The organism is Eisenbergiella tayi (assembly GCF_001881565.1).
GTDB classification, from domain to species: Bacteria; Bacillota; Clostridia; order Lachnospirales; family Lachnospiraceae; genus Eisenbergiella; species Eisenbergiella tayi.
In genome coordinates, this window is sequence record NZ_MPDJ01000008.1 from 53,596 (window position 1) to 71,681 (window position 18,086).

At 50.2% G+C, this 18,086-nt stretch carries 15 protein-coding genes; 9 read left to right on the forward strand and 6 right to left on the reverse strand.

What is annotated here, in order from left to right; translation table 11 throughout:
- Positions 1 to 197: 197 nt before the first annotated feature.
- Positions 198 to 1,154, forward strand: a complete 957-nt coding sequence (locus BLA28_RS25330) for a Gfo/Idh/MocA family protein (RefSeq protein WP_071699637.1) — start codon at positions 198 to 200, stop codon at positions 1,152 to 1,154.
- Positions 1,151 to 1,954: a sugar phosphate isomerase/epimerase family protein gene (locus BLA28_RS25335; protein ID WP_071699638.1), complete on the forward strand. Its 804-nt coding sequence runs from the start codon at positions 1,151 to 1,153 to the stop codon at positions 1,952 to 1,954. The genes BLA28_RS25330 and BLA28_RS25335 overlap by 4 nt, the downstream gene beginning before the upstream one ends.
- Before the next feature lie 16 nt (positions 1,955 to 1,970).
- Here BLA28_RS25335 and BLA28_RS25340 read toward each other — a convergent pair whose 3' ends face one another.
- On the reverse strand, positions 1,971 to 2,744 hold the full coding sequence (locus BLA28_RS25340) for a sugar phosphate isomerase/epimerase family protein (RefSeq protein ID WP_069156975.1): 774 nt from the start codon (positions 2,742 to 2,744) through the stop codon (positions 1,971 to 1,973).
- A gap of 104 nt (positions 2,745 to 2,848) precedes the next feature.
- Between BLA28_RS25340 and BLA28_RS25345 the strand changes: the two genes are divergently transcribed.
- Together BLA28_RS25345 and BLA28_RS25350 are read left to right on the forward strand one after the other, a co-directional pair.
- Positions 2,849 to 3,373 (forward strand): hypothetical protein, encoded by a 525-nt coding sequence (locus BLA28_RS25345; RefSeq protein WP_081329940.1) that lies wholly within the window; start codon positions 2,849 to 2,851, stop codon positions 3,371 to 3,373.
- Between the two features lie 39 nt (positions 3,374 to 3,412).
- Positions 3,413 to 5,089: a DUF5597 domain-containing protein gene (locus BLA28_RS25350; protein WP_069156976.1), complete on the forward strand. Its 1,677-nt coding sequence runs from the start codon at positions 3,413 to 3,415 to the stop codon at positions 5,087 to 5,089.
- Positions 5,090 to 5,204: 115 nt separating this feature from the next.
- On the opposite strand, the gene BLA28_RS25355 is transcribed toward BLA28_RS25350, so the two are convergent.
- The 3 genes from BLA28_RS25355 to BLA28_RS25365 all read right to left on the reverse strand — a co-directional run bounded on the left by BLA28_RS25355 (position 5,205) and on the right by BLA28_RS25365 (position 9,535).
- Entirely contained in the window at positions 5,205 to 6,710 is a 1,506-nt protein-coding gene (locus tag BLA28_RS25355; RefSeq protein WP_071699639.1) for an alpha-L-arabinofuranosidase C-terminal domain-containing protein, read from the reverse strand.
- A gap of 138 nt (positions 6,711 to 6,848) precedes the next feature.
- Positions 6,849 to 8,030 (reverse strand): helix-turn-helix domain-containing protein, encoded by a 1,182-nt coding sequence (locus BLA28_RS25360; protein WP_069156978.1) that lies wholly within the window; start codon positions 8,028 to 8,030, stop codon positions 6,849 to 6,851.
- 122 nt (positions 8,031 to 8,152) lie between these two features.
- The gene (locus BLA28_RS25365; protein ID WP_069156979.1) at positions 8,153 to 9,535 is read right to left on the reverse strand and encodes an MATE family efflux transporter; all 1,383 of its coding nucleotides are present in this window, start codon (positions 9,533 to 9,535) and stop codon (positions 8,153 to 8,155) included.
- A 124-nt stretch (positions 9,536 to 9,659) separates the two neighbouring features.
- Between BLA28_RS25365 and BLA28_RS25370 the strand changes: the two genes are divergently transcribed.
- The 4 genes from BLA28_RS25370 to proC all read left to right on the forward strand — a co-directional run bounded on the left by BLA28_RS25370 (position 9,660) and on the right by proC (position 14,599).
- Positions 9,660 to 10,220 (forward strand): TetR/AcrR family transcriptional regulator, encoded by a 561-nt coding sequence (locus tag BLA28_RS25370; protein WP_069156980.1) that lies wholly within the window; start codon positions 9,660 to 9,662, stop codon positions 10,218 to 10,220.
- Between the two features lie 191 nt (positions 10,221 to 10,411).
- Positions 10,412 to 11,338 (forward strand): glycyl-radical enzyme activating protein, encoded by a 927-nt coding sequence (locus BLA28_RS25375; RefSeq protein WP_330388780.1) that lies wholly within the window; start codon positions 10,412 to 10,414, stop codon positions 11,336 to 11,338.
- A 42-nt stretch (positions 11,339 to 11,380) separates the two neighbouring features.
- Positions 11,381 to 13,756, forward strand: a complete 2,376-nt coding sequence (hypD, locus tag BLA28_RS25380) for a trans-4-hydroxy-L-proline dehydratase (RefSeq protein ID WP_069156981.1) — start codon at positions 11,381 to 11,383, stop codon at positions 13,754 to 13,756.
- 48 nt (positions 13,757 to 13,804) lie between these two features.
- Positions 13,805 to 14,599 carry a pyrroline-5-carboxylate reductase gene (gene proC, locus BLA28_RS25385; protein ID WP_069156982.1) on the forward strand — a complete coding sequence of 265 codons (795 nt, stop codon included), beginning with the start codon at positions 13,805 to 13,807 and terminating at the stop codon, positions 14,597 to 14,599.
- A gap of 69 nt (positions 14,600 to 14,668) precedes the next feature.
- On the opposite strand, the gene BLA28_RS25390 is transcribed toward proC, so the two are convergent.
- Positions 14,669 to 15,730, reverse strand: a complete 1,062-nt coding sequence (locus BLA28_RS25390) for a sensor histidine kinase (RefSeq protein WP_069156983.1) — start codon at positions 15,728 to 15,730, stop codon at positions 14,669 to 14,671.
- On the reverse strand, positions 15,727 to 16,398 hold the full coding sequence (locus tag BLA28_RS25395) for a response regulator transcription factor (RefSeq protein WP_069156984.1): 672 nt from the start codon (positions 16,396 to 16,398) through the stop codon (positions 15,727 to 15,729). Before BLA28_RS25395 ends, BLA28_RS25390 begins: the two co-directional genes overlap by 4 nt.
- 189 nt (positions 16,399 to 16,587) lie before the next feature.
- Between BLA28_RS25395 and BLA28_RS25400 the strand changes: the two genes are divergently transcribed.
- Positions 16,588 to 18,075 carry an efflux RND transporter periplasmic adaptor subunit gene (locus tag BLA28_RS25400; RefSeq protein WP_169897300.1) on the forward strand — a complete coding sequence of 496 codons (1,488 nt, stop codon included), beginning with the start codon at positions 16,588 to 16,590 and terminating at the stop codon, positions 18,073 to 18,075.
- Positions 18,076 to 18,086 lie beyond the last annotated feature (11 nt).

Below are 18,086 nucleotides of genomic sequence, written 5' to 3' on the forward strand. Positions count from 1 at the left end.
CAAATGTCAGGTTTGACATGGTTTTTGTAAAGTTTGGAGGATGCAGTGTATTGCGCTGCCGTATTTAGAGGAAAAGATATTTTTTGTACAATATTGGTTCTCCCTTCTATTCTGTGGTATTATCATAGTAGCAGTTTGTAACTTAAGGAATACACCATATATTGCTATTGTTTTGGCAAAGAAAGAAGGAAAAAAGTATGAATTTTGGATTATTGGGACCCGGATCGATTGCCAGGAAATTTGCGGATGCATGCCGCCGGACGGAAGGCGTAAAGCTGCTGGCGGTGGCGTCCGGCAGCAGGGAGAGGGCGGAAGCATTCGCAGCGGAATTCAAGGTGGAAAAAGTGTGCGGAAGCTATGAGGAACTGCTTGCTCTTCCGGAGATAGACGCCGTCTATATTTCCGTCATCAATTCCCTGCACTATGAAACCGCCAGGAAATGCCTGGAAGCCGGAAAAGCCGTTTTATGTGAAAAGCCTTTCTGCGTTACTGTGTCCCAGACGGAAGAGCTGATCCGTCTGGCAGAAGAAAAAGGCCTTCTTTTAATGGAAGGTATGTGGACACTTTTCCTTCCCTGTGTCTGCGCGGTGCGTAACTGGGTGAAGGAGGGACGGATTGGAAGGCTCAAATATCTGGACAGCAGCTTTTCCTTTTATGCTCCTGCGGATCCGGAAAGCCGTCTTTTTTCCGCACCTCACGGCGGCGGAGCGGCTTTCGATGTGGGAATTTACTGCCTTGCCTTTTCCCTGAGCATGACAGGACAGCTGCCCGATTCCTGCCGGTCAAAGGTGTATGTGGGAGAGACCGGTGTGGATGAGATGGGGGCGGCGCTCCTGGGTTTCCCTGACAAAACGGTGGCAAACTGTATGTTCGGCATACAGGGCAAATCGGAGGATTCCGCCCATTTATACGGGGATGCCGGCATGATTCACCTGCCCCAGTTCTGGAACTGCCACGAAGCAAAATTATACAATGCCGGGGAGGAACTGCTGGAAACGGTGACTGACTCTCAGGAAAACGGCTTTGTCTATGAAATAGAAGCTTTCCGGGATGCCTTTTTACGGGGAGACAGGGAAGTGGAGACCGTCTCCCATCAGCTCACGCTGGCGTGCGCCAAATTGCTTGAGGAAATACGGAAGGAGGACATAAATTGAAAGGAATAGGAGTTTCATCGTGGACGATCCCCTTCGAAGGGGAAGAATTATTCAGATGGGCCAAAGAACAGGGACTTGATACAATCAGCCCCGGATTTGACTATGATGCCTGCCGGACCGAAGACGGTATGCGCAGATGGTGCCGGACCTGGTCGGAGCTTTCCGAAAAATACGGTATCGCCCTTTCCATCCTCGGGGTAAACACCCTCTGTGAGGTCGGCATGAACCGGAAAGAAAAATGGGAGGAAGTTAAAAATATTCTGCGGACAGCCGCGGCCGCAGCATCCCGGATGGGAGCCGCAGCCATGCACCTTCCCAGCTTTGTGGACGGAGAAATACAGAATAAGGAAGAACTGGAGCAGACCATTGTGTGCCTGCAGTATGCCTGTGAGCTGGGAATGCAGTATCAGGTGGAAATTGGCCATGAAGCGGTTTTGTCCGTTCCGGAATATGAATATATCCTGGAAAAGGTGGATTCTCCTGCCTTTTACATGCTCTTTGACAACGAAAACCTGTCCCTCAAAGAAATGGATCCGGCCTATATCTACAGCAGGTTTGCGGATAAATTCCGACATGCCCACCTGAAAAATTCCAATCCTGCCAATGGGTATCCCCAGATCCTTTCGGAAAACAACTGCTTTGGAGGCATCGGCCGTGTCCTGGAGGAAATGCAGAAAAACGGATTTGCAGGCTGGATCGTCTCAGAGACGGACTATAAAAAAGCGCGCAGTAAGACAGAGGGCACAGGCATGCTTCTTTCCGATGTGACATATATAAAAAAATATCTTCAGAAGGAATAAAAGCGGGCGAAGACAATCAGAAAATACCTTTAAAATAGGCAATTGTCTTTTCAGCCACCGCCTCATAATCGTACTGATAAGCATCAAAAGATGCCATACCGTCAAAACCGGCATCCCGCAGGGCGGAGATATAGGCGGGTAAATCCATATCCCCCTCATAAGGAACGAGATGATTATGGACCCCTGTTTTCATATTTTCCAGGTGCGCATGGGCGATCAGACCCTTACAGCGTGCAATGGCATCCATCGGATCCGGATCGCACAGAAACACATGCCCGATATCCAGATTGGCCTTTAAAATAGGGGATCCGACTTCCGAAAAGGCCCGGAGCATCAAATCCGTGGAGTCGATAACGAAGCCGGGCTCGAATTCCAGCGCAAGCAGAATCCCCATTTCCTGCGCCCGCCGGCAGAGTCTGCCTAAGTCCCTGATTTGCCGTTCCCACTGCTTTTCAAAAGTTTCTGTTTCTTTTTTTATGGCCCCATTAATAATTAGAAGCGGAGCTTCCATTTCCCCGGCGACGGCAATGGCATCATAAACAAGGCGGAACTTTTCTTCGCATTCCGTAAAGTCCACATGTGCGCTGACCGAATAGCCCTTAACCCCGCATGATGCCATAATATCCCTCATACGCCGCCCGAACCCGTCGGAGAAAAATTCATCCCTTACATGGAAGCCCCGGTCGAAAACCCCGGCCTCGACCCCATCAAAGCCGCATTTCATCAGCCGCCGTATACTTTCTTCATAACTGCAGGTATCAACCATTTGCGTACGTCCTAATAACAGCATATAAGCCCCTCCTTTTATAACAATGTTCTTCATGAGATTTATTTTCAACATTCCTATTATATCATAACAATAAGAAGCAAAAAAGAACCGGAAAAGGAGGAAAAATGATTCAAGACAAAAACGAACCGGAAACAGCGGTAACACAGGGGGCTTCGGAGAACGCGGCCGGAATAACAGTATCAGACATCGAAGAGCTTATATCCATCCTCAAAGAAAAGGATACTTCGGCAGCATACAAGGCTTTGCAGGAGCTGGAGAGGATATCGGATGAAACAGGGGCGCTATATGGACATACCGCAGAATTCGCGGATATGATAAAGAGCGATAAATATGTGCTCAGGGTCCGCGGCATCCGGCTTTTCTGCAGGCAGGCCAGATGGGATAAGGATTACATCCTCGATGAAAATATCGACGAGGCGCTGCTCATTCTGAAGGATGAAAAGCCGACTGCAGTCAGACAGGCCCTTGCGGCGCTGTTGGAAATCGTGGCGTATAAGCCGGAATTAAGAGAAACGGTAAAAGAAGCGGTATCTGATTTGAATTATCTGAAATACAAGGAAACCATGCACAGCCTGATCGCGAAGGATATTCAGGATGTGCTTGACAGGATCAAGGCGGCGGAAGAGTAAAAAAACCGGCTGCCGGAAGTGTTTAAGGGAGGGTAACATATGCGTCATTCCTATTTATCAGTCTTGGGAAAGCCGTTTTTTTCCATCGGAGGGCAGGTACATAATTCCTCTGCCTATCCCATCGGGAGAAAAGGGAACCCGCAGTATGAAGAGGACAGTGAACGATCCTTTGAGAGCGTTAAGGCAATCGGCGGCAATACCATTGCGGTGCCGATCTGCTGGGATGCCTTTGAGCCGGAGGAAGGGGCCTATAATGCCGGCTATGTGCATACGGTGATAGATAACATACGCCGCCACGGCCTGCACGGGACTCTGCTCTGGTTCGGAACCTGGAAAAACGGGCAGATGGAATATACACCGTCCTGGGTTAAAAAGGATCGGGAACGTTTTCCCCGGGTGCTTTGTAAGGACGGAACGCAGACAACGGTGCTTTCTCCCCACAGCCGCAGGAATCTGGAGCAGGATGCCAAAGCGTTCCGTGCGTTCATGGAGATTCTCAGAGAATATGATGGGAAACAGGGAACCATTCTTGCCGTTCAGGTGGAAAATGAGCCCGGTTTCTATGCTCCCACAAGGCGTGATTTCAGCGAGGCGGGAACCGAAGCCTTTGAGGCGCAGGTGCCGGAAGAGATCAGACAGCTTGCCCGGACGGATTGCGGAGCCATCCATCAAAGCTGGGTGAAAAACGGCAGCAGGGAACAGGGGAACTGGAAGGAAATGTTCGGTTCCTTTGGGGCTGAATTGTGTTCGGCGTGGGCCGTAGCCAGGTATATTGATGAAATAGCGGCCGGAGGGAAAGAAATCTACGATATTTTCATGTATACCAATGTATGGATGGATCGCAACAGTGATTACGGCTGGAACCTGGCCGGACTGGAATACCCCTGCGGCGGCGCAGTTTCCAAGTGCCTTCCGTTATGGCATTGCGCCTGCGGCCATCTGGACGCCGTCTGCCCTGATATCTACGAACAGAATCCGGATGCGGTCAGGAAAGCATATGGGATATATGAAAAGGAAGAGCAGGGCTGGCCGCTCTATGTACCGGAATCCGGTCTGACCAGTGTGAATGCGGCCTGTATGTTTGATGCCGTGGGAAGGCATAACGCCATAGGCTATCATGTTTTCGGTATAGAAAGCTGTCTGGATTCGGATGGAAAGCTGAAGGAATCCGCGGAGCCTGTCATGCATTCCTTCGCCATGCTCACAGCGGCGTCCGGGTTGCTTCTGCCGGGAAGCGGCGTACAGGAGCGTTACAGCTTCTTCCAGAGTATGGGGCAGGACTCCGCGTTTATGGAAATCGGACGGCGCAGGTGCCGGATTTCCTATGCGGGGGTGGGCGCGGACTATGCCGGCTGGGTTCCGTTCGACTATCATCATGGTAAAGAAAGCGGCGGGGATGCGTTCCGGGTGCCTGTAAGCCTTAACGAGGAAACGGCAAGAGGGCTGCTGTTCCGGATGAGCGAGGACGAATTTTATCTGGTGGGACATAAGGTGAGGCTGTTTTTTACCGGAGAAGAGCCGGAAGACGGTTCCATCCCTGTCAGCTGGATGAACGGGCAGCATCTGGCGCACAGCATGGAATTCCTGTGTCTGGAGGAAGGACATTTCGAAGAGGGGAAATTTGTGACGGACAGGGTGCGTTCCGGGGATGAAGCGAGACATGGTATCTGGGCTCAGTATGACTGCGGTGTGGTACATTTTATCCTGGGGAAATAAGCTGCGCGTTTTCGGCGCTGCAGCTTTAAAGAGCAATGGCCGGGGCATCCTCAGTAAGAGGAAAGCCCCGGCCATTGTCAGCTTTTGCTGGGAAAAGGAAATTGTGATAAAGCCGTTAAGGCACCAGCTGTATCACATTTACAGAATGCGGTTCCACAGAGATTTCCATATTCTCACGGAACATGCCAAGTTCTTCCTTGCGGATGGAAACCTCAGTCCTGTCCACATCATTATAGGAATCCGGGCTGCTTCCGTTCAGCCGGTAAATCACAACGTTCATACCTTCGAAAGCTGTGGACAGACGGATATCTGCACTGTCGGAAGGATGTTTGTTGACGGCCGCAAGGGCGGTTCCCGCGCGGTCCGACCAGGTGGTGGCGAGCAAATCCAGGGTTTCCACGTCAGTTTCCTGCCCGTTTTTGCCGGTGACATGCATACAGGGGACAGAATCAGGCGTCCACAGATCCACAACAGTATCGCCCAGGTAATTTACATATAAATCAAACACATGATAGGTGCTGCGAAGGACAATGCCCTCCGGATAGCTGTAAATGCATCCTCTGGTATTCAGTATGGGCGCGAAGTTGGCCATCCCCACGATATCGCAGTTCCGGTTCATGGCGCTTAAGAAGCAGGCTGTGAATACGGCGTCTGCCATGGTATACATGCTGTTGTCATCGTTTTTGTCCCTGGGAGTGATATAGTCCTCTTTTCCGGTGCCCTGCCGGACGGTATGTACATTGGGGTGGTGCCAGCTTCTTAAGTTCCATTCATCAAAGGCGATGCGGATTTTTTTATCCAGCTTCATGGCGGCCAGCATGCCTCTCACCTCGTCCATGGAATGATCGATATGGTCGGTATAGGCCATACATTGCTCGTAGGTGGCCGGCTCATTTTTTTCCGCCATCATATCCCAGTATTCGTGAATGGATATCCAGTCCAGGAACTGTCCGCAGTTTTTCAGCAGATTCATATTCCAGTCCAAATCGGAGAGGGCGGCAGCGGATAATTCGGCCCGGGGATCCACATGCTTCATCATCTTGGCGGATTCCTTTACAAGCCTTCCCCATTCGTCGGCAGATTTGGCGCCGATTTCCCAGAAGCCGTAGTTCTCGTTCCCGATACTCCAGTATTTTACCTCGTAAGGCAGGGGACTGCCGTTTTCGATGCGCCATTTGGCGTATTTCCCTTCGGATTCCAGGTTGCAGTATTCCACCCAGTCGCTCATTTCTTCCGCGCTTCCTGTCCCGGCATTGGTGCAGATATAAGGCTCACAGCCAATTTTCCTGCACATTTTGATGTATTCATCCGTGCCGAAGGTGTTGGGATCCTCCACGCGCCATGCCTTGTCAAAGAAGGGCTGACGTTTTTTCCCGACTCCGTCCTTCCAGTGGTAGGAGGATACAAAACAGCCGCCCGGCCAGCGCAGAACAGGCACCTTTATCTGCCGCATGGCTGATAAAATGTCGCCGCGCAGTCCGTCTTCATCGGATAAAGGGTTCTGCGGATCGTATATTCCGTTATAAATCTGTCTGTGAAAATGCTCGATGAAATGGCCGTAAAGCATGGGGCTTCTCCGGCCCTTTATTCTTTTTTCATTTACCTGAATGGATATTGCCATATTCGTATCATCCTCCTTTTGCCGTTTGCGGTATCTTGTTTAAAGGGGTACCACTGAAACATAATACATGTCTATCTTAATAAATAGCACGGACGAAGAAAATAGTATATAACAAATATGGTATTTTTGTCGTATATCTCAGATCCCGGAAAATTGATTTCTGTACTGACTGGGTGTCTGTCCGGTTTCTTCTTTAAAACAATGGCTGAAATGGCTTTGGGAGCAGAAGGCCAGCTGGTTTGCGATTTCATCCATTTTAGCATCGGAATATTTCAGCATATATTCTGCCTGGCGTACTTTTTCCCTCCGTATGTAATGCTGCAGGGTGATACCCTCGCAGCGGCTGAACAGCTGGGAAAGATAGTCCTTATGCAAACCCACATAACGGCTGATTTCCTCTATACCGATGCTGGAATGGAGATGCCGGTAGACATATTCCTTTGCCAGATCCACATATTTATTTTTGCTGTTGGATTTTTGCAGTGCCTGGACACTTTCGGCAAACTCTTCCTCGAACCGGCGGGCGGCGGAGCGGATCTGCAGGATGTCGTTCATCCGTTCCGTACGGATAATGAAGCTGTCGGCCATGGAAAAGGCCAGTTCCGGCAGCAGCCCTCCGCGGATCGCGGCTCTGGAGGCTAAGACAATCACGATGATGGCGATGTTTTTCTCCTGCCTCAAAGGCGTGTCGGCCACCCTTCCCAGCCTGCCCACCCAGACCTCTTCCTGACATTTTTTCAGCTGTTCCGGGCTGCCGTCCTCTATGCTCTTTAATTTTCTTGCCTCGTGGCTGTAAGGATTATGCGGAATTTCAGATTCCCGGGTGGAAAAAACAAGGCTGTTGAGCTCTTTCCTTGCCAGGTCAAGCTCATCTGCGGGAAAGCCGTGATAGCTGCATAATTCCGTCATGCTGATTTCCCTGCCCGTTACGGAATGATACAGGAGAAGGATTCCGTTCAGAAAGGTATTCTCCTCACAGAAGGGCAGCTTCAGCGGCGATACCTGAATCCCGTGTGCGGCAGCCATTTGGGAAGCCATATCATGTGATTCACGGATGATGCGGACAGGACCGGCCAGCAGGCTCGTCCTGTCGGGAAGGCTCAGCCTGGCATAATAGATATAGGTATTTTCACAGAAAATATCCGGCAGGGGAAGCGCTTCCCTGTCTAAACATGCGCGGAGAAAAGAAGGATCCGTACAGAAAGGATCCTCGTTTTCCGGAAGATTTCCGAATCGTTCCAGCAGATGCCCGGTATCATCAGCCAGGCGTATTTCACAGTGAATGATGTTTATGATCCGTTCTATCGTATATTTTTCCATGGTTCTTAAAATTGATGCCTAAATGGCATCCCTCCCGTAACTTTCAGTTGAAAAGGCCGGTAAACAGCCCTTTAAGAGGAGTTTAGCATGCAGCGAAAGCAGGGTCAATGGAAAGAGCTTTTTCATGTTAAGGAGCCATTTTCGGCAGCTTCATCCGGGAAACAACATACTGCCGGCTGCATACTCCGGTTCCAGCGGAGGCTGAAAAAAATACCGGCTGTGAGGGAGAATACCAGTGTTGCCGCGCCGGCAAAGGCAATACCGTACAGTCCGAAGAAGTGTTCCATAAGCAGCAGCACCGGCAGGTAGAACAGACCTTTGTCCAGCAGGGCCACAAGGGTTGCATAGGAGGCTTTTCCCGTGGACTGTAAAAAGGTCTGGCACAGCTGGTATATCCCGTAAAAAGGCCCTGTGATGATGGAGGCGATCACCATGACCTGTCCATAGGAAATCACCTGTCTGTTGTTAATGAAGACGGCGATGATATGGTTTCTGGCATAGAAGCATATGAGAGTCAGGACGGTTCCCATTACGGCTGTAAAAATTCCTGTATTGCGGATAATGAGGTTCATCCTTTCCCGGCTGCCGCGTCCGCAGTTAAAGGAGATAGCGGGCTGCATTCCCATACAGATTCCCATGGCGAGCATGGAAAGAAGCATGCCGATTTTCCCTGCCACTCCCTGGGCTGCCAGCGCGGCTGCGCCGTAGCCTATCATCATCCGGTTGGAAATCATGGAGGATATGCTCATCAGCAGCGTGCTGCAGGCAAGGGGGAGGCCCAGTGACAAAACCGGCAGCAGGATTTCCTTTTTCAGGGAAAAATAACGGAGGTGCAGGGAAAAGGCGGGCTGTTTTTTCAGAATATAGAAGAGCAGATAGCAGCAGCTTATGGCGTTCCCGAGAACCGTTGCCAGGGCGGCGCCTGCCACATCCCAGGAAAAAACAAAAATAAACAGAGCATCCAGAGCGATATTGGAAAGGGTGCCGAGCCCGTTGGCGATCATGGATTCCTTTGCCGCCCCGTCCGCCCGGATGATATTGGCAAATACATTATTAAAAAGAATGACAGGCGCGCCCAGGGCGATAATGCGCAGATAGCCGCAGGTGTGGGAAAGGGTAGCCGAATCAGCGCCCAGGGCCAGGGATATGGGCGTAAGAAAAATCAGGACAAACGTCAGGAACAGGAACCCAATAACCAGGGAACCGTAACAGCAGAGACTGGTATAGGCTTTGATCCGGCTGTTTTCCTGTTTCCCAAGAGCAAGGGAAACGGCAGTACAGCCGCCGCTGCCCAAAAGAGTGCCCAGGCCCGAAAGGATGGAGAACAGCGGGGCGCACAGGGAAATGGCCGCTATTTTAACGGGATCGCCAGTCTGTCCGATAAAGAAAGTGTCCGCCATGTTATAAACCACCATGACAAGCATGATCAGTATGGTGGGCAGGCACAGATTCAGCAGCAGCTTTCCGAAGGATGCCTCTTCCAGCATTTTCCGGTTCTTTTCCATAACAAAATTCCTCCTTTAAAACATCACTTGTAGATTTAATATGATTTCAGTATAATGAATGTAGGAGCAAAGAACAACCGTCAATATATCTACGGATGTAGAAATAATAAAAAGGGGTGTTTGTGTGAATACCAAAGGAAACCAGCGGTTTGTACAGACAAGGCAGAAAATAAAAGGAGTGTTTCTGGAGCTTCTCAGGGAAAAGAAAATAGGTGAGATTACGGTCAGTGAAATCTGCCGCCGCGCAGATATCCACAGGACTACCTTTTACGGGCATTTTGATGATGTTTATGATCTGATGCAGAATATGGTGGAGGAGATGTATGTCCAGCTCATGGATTTTTTTATTGTGGATGATAAGGTCTGGCTGCCGGAGGGATTCCTTCAGCTTTTTCAATTTATCAGGGAGCACAGGGAATTTTTCCGCAGCTATCTGGAAAGCTACAGCCAGCAGCGGCTTTCCTTTCAGGTGATTCCCACGAAGATGGAGGAGCAGCTTGTACACTTATTAAAAGAGATGGATTTCAGTTCGAAGGAAGAACTGAATTATCATCAGACTTTTTTCTGTGAGGGGCTGAAGGCGGTGCTGAAGCTGTGGATTTCCAGGGACTGTGCAGAAGAGCCTGAGGAAATGTGCCGGATAATTGAAAAGGAGTATTCGCCTAACCGAGGGTTCTTTGCGTAGGGAGGATAATGTTTCATGCCCTGTATGTATGATCGAGGGTGAGGGGGATTCAGTATCATGTCTGGTGTGATTTTACTGGGGGGCCTTAATGGGGGCTTAAAAGAAAAATGCTTGGCTTTATAGGAGTCTGGGATTATAATTTCTCTAGGGGCGGATGAGGGAGAGTCGAGCGTGGCTGTTAGGGGTGTTTAATGAGGATGGGTAAAATGGAAGAGGTTTTGGTTGCGAATATACAGAAATATGCGATTCATGATGGGAAGGGAATCCGGACTACTGTGTTTTTTAAGGGGTGTCCGCTGGCTTGCAGGTGGTGTCATAATCCGGAGACGCAGGGTTATGGGAGGGAACTTATTTTTTATGAAGAGCGTTGTACAGGCTGCGGGGAGTGTGTGGAGGAGTGCGGGAATGGGGCTGTCACAGCGGCGGATGGGAAGGTTTATACTGACAGGGAACTCTGCAGAGGGTGTGGAGAGTGCGTGGATGGGTGTATGCGGAATGCGCGGCAGCTGTGCGGGAGAGGCTATTCTGTCGGGGAGTTGGCGGAGGAGCTTCTGAAGGATAGGGCGTTTTATGAAACTTCGGGGGGAGGGGTTACTCTGTCCGGGGGAGAGCCGCTTGTTCAGGATATGGATTATCTGGAAAGGCTGATGGGAACGCTTTGTGGGCGGGGGATTTCTGTAAATGTGGATACCTGCGGTGCGGTTGCTTTTGAGAGGTTGGAGCGGGTGATGCCTTATACGGATCGGTTTCTGTTTGATTTGAAGCTTATGGATGAGGATAAGCACAGGGAGTATACGGGAAGGGATAACGGGCTGATATTGGAAAATCTGAAGCTTCTGTCCGGAAAGGGGGCGCGGATATGGATCCGGATTCCGGTTATCGGAGGGGTGAATGATGAGGCGGAAGAGCTGGAGCGGATGGCGGGGTTCCTCTCGGAAAATGTACATGCGGAGCAGATAAACCTTATTCCTTATCATAATACGGGAAGCGGAAAATATGTGCATCTGGGGCGGGAGTATAAAGGCGGGATGTTTTATGCGCCGCCGAAAGAGCGTATGCAGGAGCTGCAGCGGCTGATGGAGAGTAAGAATATTGCGCCCGTTTTTATCGGAGGATGAAGAAACGGGACGGCGATATCAGAAAAGGAAGGATGGCTGGAAATGGAAGAACGGGGAATGAACGCGCGGATACGGAAGCTGAGGCGGGAGAGTCTGGAGACTTTGCCTCGTATCGATATGGAACGGGCGAAGTATTTTACGGAAACGTACCGGCAGTATGAGGGGACGGTCAGCATACCGGAATTAAGGGCGCTTGCACTGAAAAATTATTTTGAAAAGAAAACCATAGAGATTGGAGAGGGAGAGCTGATTGTGGGAGAAAAGGGCTGCGGTCCCCAGGCGTCTCCCACTTTTCCGGATCTGTGCTGTCATACGGCGGAAGATTTAAGGGTGATGAATGAACGGGAATTGATCAGTTTCCGGGTGACGGATGAGGATATTGCGTTCCAGCAGCAGGATATGCTTCCTTATTGGGAAAAACGTTCGATCCGCCATAAGATTCTTTCACATATGACGCCTGAGTGGAAGGCGGCCTACCGGGCGGGGATATTTACGGAGTTCATGGAGCAGAGAGGCCCGGGCCATACGGTGGGGTCGGAAAATATATACCGGAAAGGGTTCCTGGAATATAAAGAGGATATCGGCAGGGAGCTGGAACGGCTGGATTATCTGAATGATCCGGAAGCGCTGGATAAGGAAGCTGAGTTAAAGGGTATGTCCATTGCCTGTGATGCCATTATACTTCTGGCCTCCCGTTATGCGCAGCTGGCGGAGAAACTGGCGGAAGAATGTGGGGATGAGGGGCGGAAGGCGGAGCTGCTTCAGATTGCCGAAAACTGCCGAATGGTGCCGGCCCACCGTCCTGCAACCTATTGGCAGGCGATTCAGATGTATTGGTTTGTCCATCTGGGAGTGACTACCGAACTGAATCCATGGGATGCTTACAGTCCGGGAAGGCTGGATCAGCATCTGATCCGTTTTTACCGGAAAGACGTGGAAGAAGGGCGGCTGGATGCTGATAAGGCGAAGGAGCTTCTGGAATGTCTGTGGATCAAGTTTAATAACCAGCCCGCACCGCCCAAGGTGGGAATCACCTTAAAGGAAAGCAGTACCTATACGGATTTCGCCAATATCAATACGGGCGGCATTACGCCGGATGGAAAGGACGGCGTGAACGAGGTCAGTTATCTGATTTTGGAATGTATGGATGAAATGAAGCTGCTTCAGCCCAGCTCCAATGTGCAGATCAGCAGGAAAACGCCTCAGGATTTTCTGAAGAAGGCCTGTGAAATATCCAGAAAGGGCTGGGGGCAGCCTGCTTTTTATAATACGGAGGCTATCGTCCAGGAGCTGCTGAATGCGGGAAAGAGCATAGAGGATGCCAGAAAGGGAGGAACCAGCGGCTGTGTGGAGACGGGAGCCTTCGGCAACGAGGCCTATATCCTTACCGGCTATTTCAATATTCCCAAAATACTGGAGCTGGCGCTGTTCAACGGCTATGACAATATGTCCGGCGCCCAGCTGGGGCCTCAGACCGGATACGGCTATGAATTCACAAGCTATGAGGAGCTGTGGGAGGCCTTCTGCACCCAGATGCGCTATTTCCTGGATATGAAGACAAGAGGAAATCTGGTCATTGAAAAGATTTATGCACGGGAAATGCCGGTGCCTTTTCTTTCCGTGCTGACCAACGACTGTATCAGCCGGGGAAAGGATTATAATGCGGGCGGGGCGAGATACAATACCAGCTATATCCAGGGAGTGGGGATCGGAACGATCACGGACTGCCTGGCGGCCATTAAATATAATGTATTTGATTATTCCCGGTTTTCCATGAAGGAACTGATGGATGCGCTGATAAATGATTTTGAAGGCTATGGGAAAATACATAACCTGGTTTCCAACCGTACGCCCAAATACGGAAATGATGATGGATATGCGGATTCCATTATGGAGGAAGTGTTTTCCTTCTATTATAAGAGCGTGACCGGGAGACGGAACAACCGGGGAGGGACCTATCGGATCAATATGCTTCCCACCACCTGTCATGTGTATTTCGGAGATGTGTGTATGGCCGGCGCCAACGGACGCTATGCACATAAGCCGCTGTCCGAAGGGATTTCTCCGGAAAAAGGAGCGGATACCAATGGGCCTACGGCGGTGATCAAGTCCTGCTCCAAAATGGATCATCTCAGTACCGGCGGCACGCTTCTCAATCAGAAATTCACGCCTTCCGTACTGGAAGGGGAAGAAGGGCTGAATCAGATGGCTAATCTGATCCGAACCTATTTTAATCTGGACGGACACCATATCCAGTTTAATGTGATCGACAAGCAGACCTTGATTAAGGCCCAGCAGAATCCGGAGGAATACAAGGATCTGATTGTGAGGGTGGCCGGTTACAGCGATCATTTCCGTAATCTGAGCAAAGCCCTTCAGGATGAAATCATCGAACGGACGGAGCAGAGCTTTTCCTGACGGCGGAGGGGTTCCTTTGGACACATACAACAGAAAGGATGGAAAATTATGAAAATTGGATTTATCGGATGCGGAAATATGGGGGGAGCCATGATGCATGGGATCCTGGATTCCGGGAAATGTACTCCGCAGGAGCTGATGGCCTCTGATGCGCTGGAAAAAGCGCTGGAAGCGAGAAAAGAAGAGATGGGGATTCTTGCGGCGAATGATAATAAGGAGACGGCGGCCTTTGCCGATGTGCTTTTCCTTGCGGTGAAGCCCCAGTATTACCAGAGTGTGATTGAAGAAATCAGGGATACGGTGAGCATGGATCAGATCCTTGTCACCATTGCGCCCGGCAAAACACTGGAATGGCTTGCAGACCAATTCGGAAAGCCGCTGAAAATCATACGCACCATGCCAAATACCCCGGCGATGGTAAAGGAAGGCATGATGGGTATGTGTCCCAACGAAAACGTAACGGCTGAGGATATGGAGACAGTCCGTGATATCTGCAGCGGATTCAGTAAAACAGAAATTATCGGCGAGCATCTCATGGATGTGGTTACGGCGGTGAGCGGAAGCTCCCCTGCCTATGTGTTCATGTTCATTGAAGCTATGGCAGATGCCGCGGTAGCGGACGGCATGCCCAGGGCCCAGGCCTATACCTTTGCCGCGCAGGCTGTGCTCGGCAGCGCAAAAATGGTACTGGAAACCGGAAAGCACCCCGGCGAGCTGAAGGATATGGTATGTTCCCCCGGCGGTACCACCATTGAAGCGGTACGCGTACTGGAGGAAAAGGGAATGCGCAGCGCGGTGTTTGAAGCGATGAAGGCCTGCGTGAAGAAGTCACGGGATATGTAAAAAATAACAGAAAACCTGCACAAAGGACATGTCGGAGGGCATGTCCTTTGTGCAGGAATGGAATAGGTCTTAAGATGACGGTTCGGCTTCCGCTGGTACAGGAAGAATTACAGTGAATTCCGTGCCCTCCTGGAGGGAGGAAGACGCTGTGATGCTCCCGCCGTGCAGTTCCACGATCTGTTTGGCAAGAGCCAGTCCCAGGCCATTTCCGGGTGTGTTCCGGGATTGTTCGCCCTGATAGAACTTTTCAAAAATCCGGTTCAAATCCTTTTCGGCAATTCCTATGCCTGTATCGCGCAGGAGAACCGTAATCTGTTTTTCTTCCGGCAGCAGCTGCAGAAAAACAGAACCTCCGGGATTGGAGAATTTCACCGCATTGCCGAAAAGATTCTGCCATATCTGAAACAGCAGTTCTTCATTTCCAACGTAGGTTACGGCAGGCAGATCCAGCTCCAGGCACAGTTCCTTCCGGTTCCATTCGTCTTCATAGAGCAGGACGATCTGCCGCAGCTGTTCATCCAGGGAAAAAGCGGATCGTTCTATTCCGGTCTGCTGGTTTTCCAGGCGGGACAGCATGAGGATATTCCCTGTCATTGTGGTGAGCCGTTTGGTTCCTGCGATGATACGAGAAGCATACTCCAGACGCTTTTCTTCCGACAGCCCGGGACTCTGCAGGAGAGTGGCATATCCTTCAATGGAAGAAAGCGGTGTTTTAAACTCATGGGAAACATTGCGCGCGAAATCATTGTGGATGATTTCCGTACGGCGCAGTTCCTCTGCCATGCGGTTGAAATTATGGGCCATTTCCCGGACTTCCGCCACAGTTCCTTCTTCCTTGATGGAAACCCGGAAGTTGCCGTCCGCGATCTGTTTGGTCGCATGATTCAGTTCTTTGATCGGGGCAAATATTTTTTCCCCGATAAGCCGCGCGAGCAGGGTGCTGATGAGTATGCTGGACACGGCAATGGCTAAAAACAGGAAAAAGGGCCGGGGTCTGATAAAGAAACCCATATGGATCAACAGAACAAAAATGGAGCCGATAAGAAGCATGCTTCCTGTGGTGATGAGAAATACGGCGGCGCAGAATAAAAGGATCAGATTCGGACGAAGTGTCGTTTTTTTCGATTTCATAATAACACCGCCTTATAGCCGAGTCCATGTACGGTGACCAGCTGGAAATCCGGATTATTCCGGAATCTTTCACGTAGCCTGCCAATATGCACCTCCAGGGTATGAGTCGTGGCATTGGATTCCAGTCCCCATATTTCATCCATCAGCTGCATGCGGGTGAACGTCCGGTTAGGCGTTGCCAGAAGCTTATACAGGAGCTGGAATTCTTTGGGAGGCAGAATGATTTCCTCATCCTCCCTTTTTACACAGTAGGAATCACAGTATAACAACGTGCTCCCCACCGTGAGCTTTCTTTCATGCGCAGCCTGGGAACGCCGCAGAAGCGCTTTTATCCTCCAGATCATTTCATTTACATCCACGGGCTTTACCATATAATCATCGGTGCCGGCCTGAAAGCCTTCTTTTTTATAGAAGCTGCTGTCCTTCGCGGTTATCATTAGAACCGGAAGATACATATTCGCCTTCCTTATTTCTTTGGTCAGTTCATAACCGTCCATATGCGGCATCATGATATCGGAAATAATCAGATCCACATATTCGGTTTCCATAACCTTCAGCGCCTCTTCTCCGTCACCGGCTTCCAGCGGACGATATCCGTTTTCCGAAAGCACGGTACAGAAAAGTTCCCTGAGTTCGCGATCATCTTCTGCAACCAGAATTGTAAACATGTCGGTTCCCTCCCTTCTCCTTTCCATTATACAGCAAAACCTCAACAAAACTTCAATAAATAAGTGTATTTCGGAGGAAAATATTGAAGCTTTGTTGAGGTTTGTTTTTTATGATGATAAACGAAGTCCGGCAGAGTTCGGAAATGATGGATGATGCGCCCGCTGAAATGGGCAGACAAGGAGCTATTTATGAAGAAATGGAAAGGAAAGAAAAAAATAATAATTCCGGTAACTGCGGTTATTCTGGTTGGATTGCTGCTGCTGGTGCCTGTCGTATCGGGAGCCTCCGCCGGCAAATACAGGGAGCTTAAACCGGAAGAAAGGGATTTGAGTACCTATCTGGAGTTCTCAGGAAATATTGAAACAGTAACGGACTCATCTGTTTATGCATTTGCATCGGCCAAAGTGCTGGAGGTGAAGGTGGAAAAAGGAGATGAAGTGAAGAAGGGGGATGTCATTGCCGTCCTGGATTCCTCCGACGCGGAATATAACATAGCTCTGAAGGAAGCGGCGCTGAAAGCCGGAGAAACAAGCGATTATTATAATGTGCGGGACAGCAGGACGACACTGGACAATTACAGCCAGGCCCTGGAAAGCGGACTGGATTCCTCTACCAATTCGGCACAGAAGAACCTTCTGACGGCACAGGAGGATTATCAGTCGGCAGTGGATGCCTACAATAAGGCCAAAGAGGATCTGGATGCGGGAAAGAGTGCTTCCGTGGTATCGGCCCGCCAGGCACTTCAGACCCAGAGCGCTTCCTATGATTCGGCCGTGGCCCAGCATGATGCTAAAATGATTACGGATGAAGCGCTGGAAACATACCGGATTGCCTATGAAAATGCCAGAGAATCCTATGATCTGGCTGTGGAAGGGGCGGGGGAGGAACTGGAGGATTATAAAGAAGCCATGGAAAAAGCGGAGGAGAAGCTGGCTAAAGCGGAAAGGGATTATGAAACAAGCGTCCTTACGGCAGGACAGAATCTGGAAGGCTATGAAAACAATCTGGAGAAGACAGCAGCCCTTGCGAATGAAGAGAGTACCAGGCTGGAGCTGGAGCATCTGAAAGAATCCCTGGAGGATTATGTCATAACCGCTCCGATAGACGGCGTGATAACGAGCCTGGATATCAAAGCGGGAGATGTCACAGCGGCAGGAACCAGGAGCATCGCGGAGATAGCGGATTTCAGCGTGATGCAGGTGGCGGTAAAAATCGACGAACAGGATGTGGCGGGAGTAAAGGAAGGAGACGAGGTTTCCGTCTACATAAATGCCCTGGACAAAACCTATGCGGGCCGGATTGCCAGCCTTTCCAAAACAGCTACCATTGATAATAACGCCGTATATGTGGACGCGGTGGTGGAATTCGGGACAGATGAGGAAATAAGGAGCAGCTTCAGCGCAGAAGTGAAGCTGGTAAAGGCGGAGGCGGAAAAGGCAGTCTGTATTCCTGCAAAATCCATTCTTTATGATGTGGATAATACCGCCTACATTTATGTAAAGGATGAAAAAGGCAAAGAACAGAAACGGAAAGTGACACTGGGAATATCAGATGGTACTTATACACAGATAACGGAAGGGCTTTCCCTGGGAGAAACGGTTCTGGAGGAAGTGACCGCCTCTTCTGGTATGGAAATGAGCTTCCCGAGGCGGAACTTCCCTGCAATGGCGGAATAAGGCAGCTTGGA

What these genes read in the sequence shown, in the direction of transcription:
- BLA28_RS25330 (WP_071699637.1), top strand. Translation starts at nt 198, where the DNA reads ATGAATTTTGGATTATTGGGACCCGGATCGATTGCCAGGAAATTTGCG.
- BLA28_RS25340 (WP_069156975.1), bottom strand. Translation starts at nt 2,744, where the DNA reads ATGCTGTTATTAGGACGTACGCAAATGGTTGATACCTGCAGTTATGAA.
- BLA28_RS25345 (WP_081329940.1), top strand. Translation starts at nt 2,849, where the DNA reads ATGATTCAAGACAAAAACGAACCGGAAACAGCGGTAACACAGGGGGCT.
- BLA28_RS25350 (WP_069156976.1), top strand. Translation starts at nt 3,413, where the DNA reads ATGCGTCATTCCTATTTATCAGTCTTGGGAAAGCCGTTTTTTTCCATC.
- BLA28_RS25355 (WP_071699639.1), bottom strand. Translation starts at nt 6,710, where the DNA reads ATGGCAATATCCATTCAGGTAAATGAAAAAAGAATAAAGGGCCGGAGA.
- BLA28_RS25360 (WP_069156978.1), bottom strand. Translation starts at nt 8,030, where the DNA reads ATGGAAAAATATACGATAGAACGGATCATAAACATCATTCACTGTGAA.
- BLA28_RS25365 (WP_069156979.1), bottom strand. Translation starts at nt 9,535, where the DNA reads ATGGAAAAGAACCGGAAAATGCTGGAAGAGGCATCCTTCGGAAAGCTG.
- BLA28_RS25375 (WP_330388780.1), top strand. Translation starts at nt 10,412, where the DNA reads ATGAGGATGGGTAAAATGGAAGAGGTTTTGGTTGCGAATATACAGAAA.
- hypD (WP_069156981.1), top strand. Translation starts at nt 11,381, where the DNA reads ATGGAAGAACGGGGAATGAACGCGCGGATACGGAAGCTGAGGCGGGAG.
- proC (WP_069156982.1), top strand. Translation starts at nt 13,805, where the DNA reads ATGAAAATTGGATTTATCGGATGCGGAAATATGGGGGGAGCCATGATG.
- BLA28_RS25390 (WP_069156983.1), bottom strand. Translation starts at nt 15,730, where the DNA reads ATGAAATCGAAAAAAACGACACTTCGTCCGAATCTGATCCTTTTATTC.
- BLA28_RS25395 (WP_069156984.1), bottom strand. Translation starts at nt 16,398, where the DNA reads ATGTTTACAATTCTGGTTGCAGAAGATGATCGCGAACTCAGGGAACTT.
- BLA28_RS25400 (WP_169897300.1), top strand. Translation starts at nt 16,588, where the DNA reads ATGAAGAAATGGAAAGGAAAGAAAAAAATAATAATTCCGGTAACTGCG.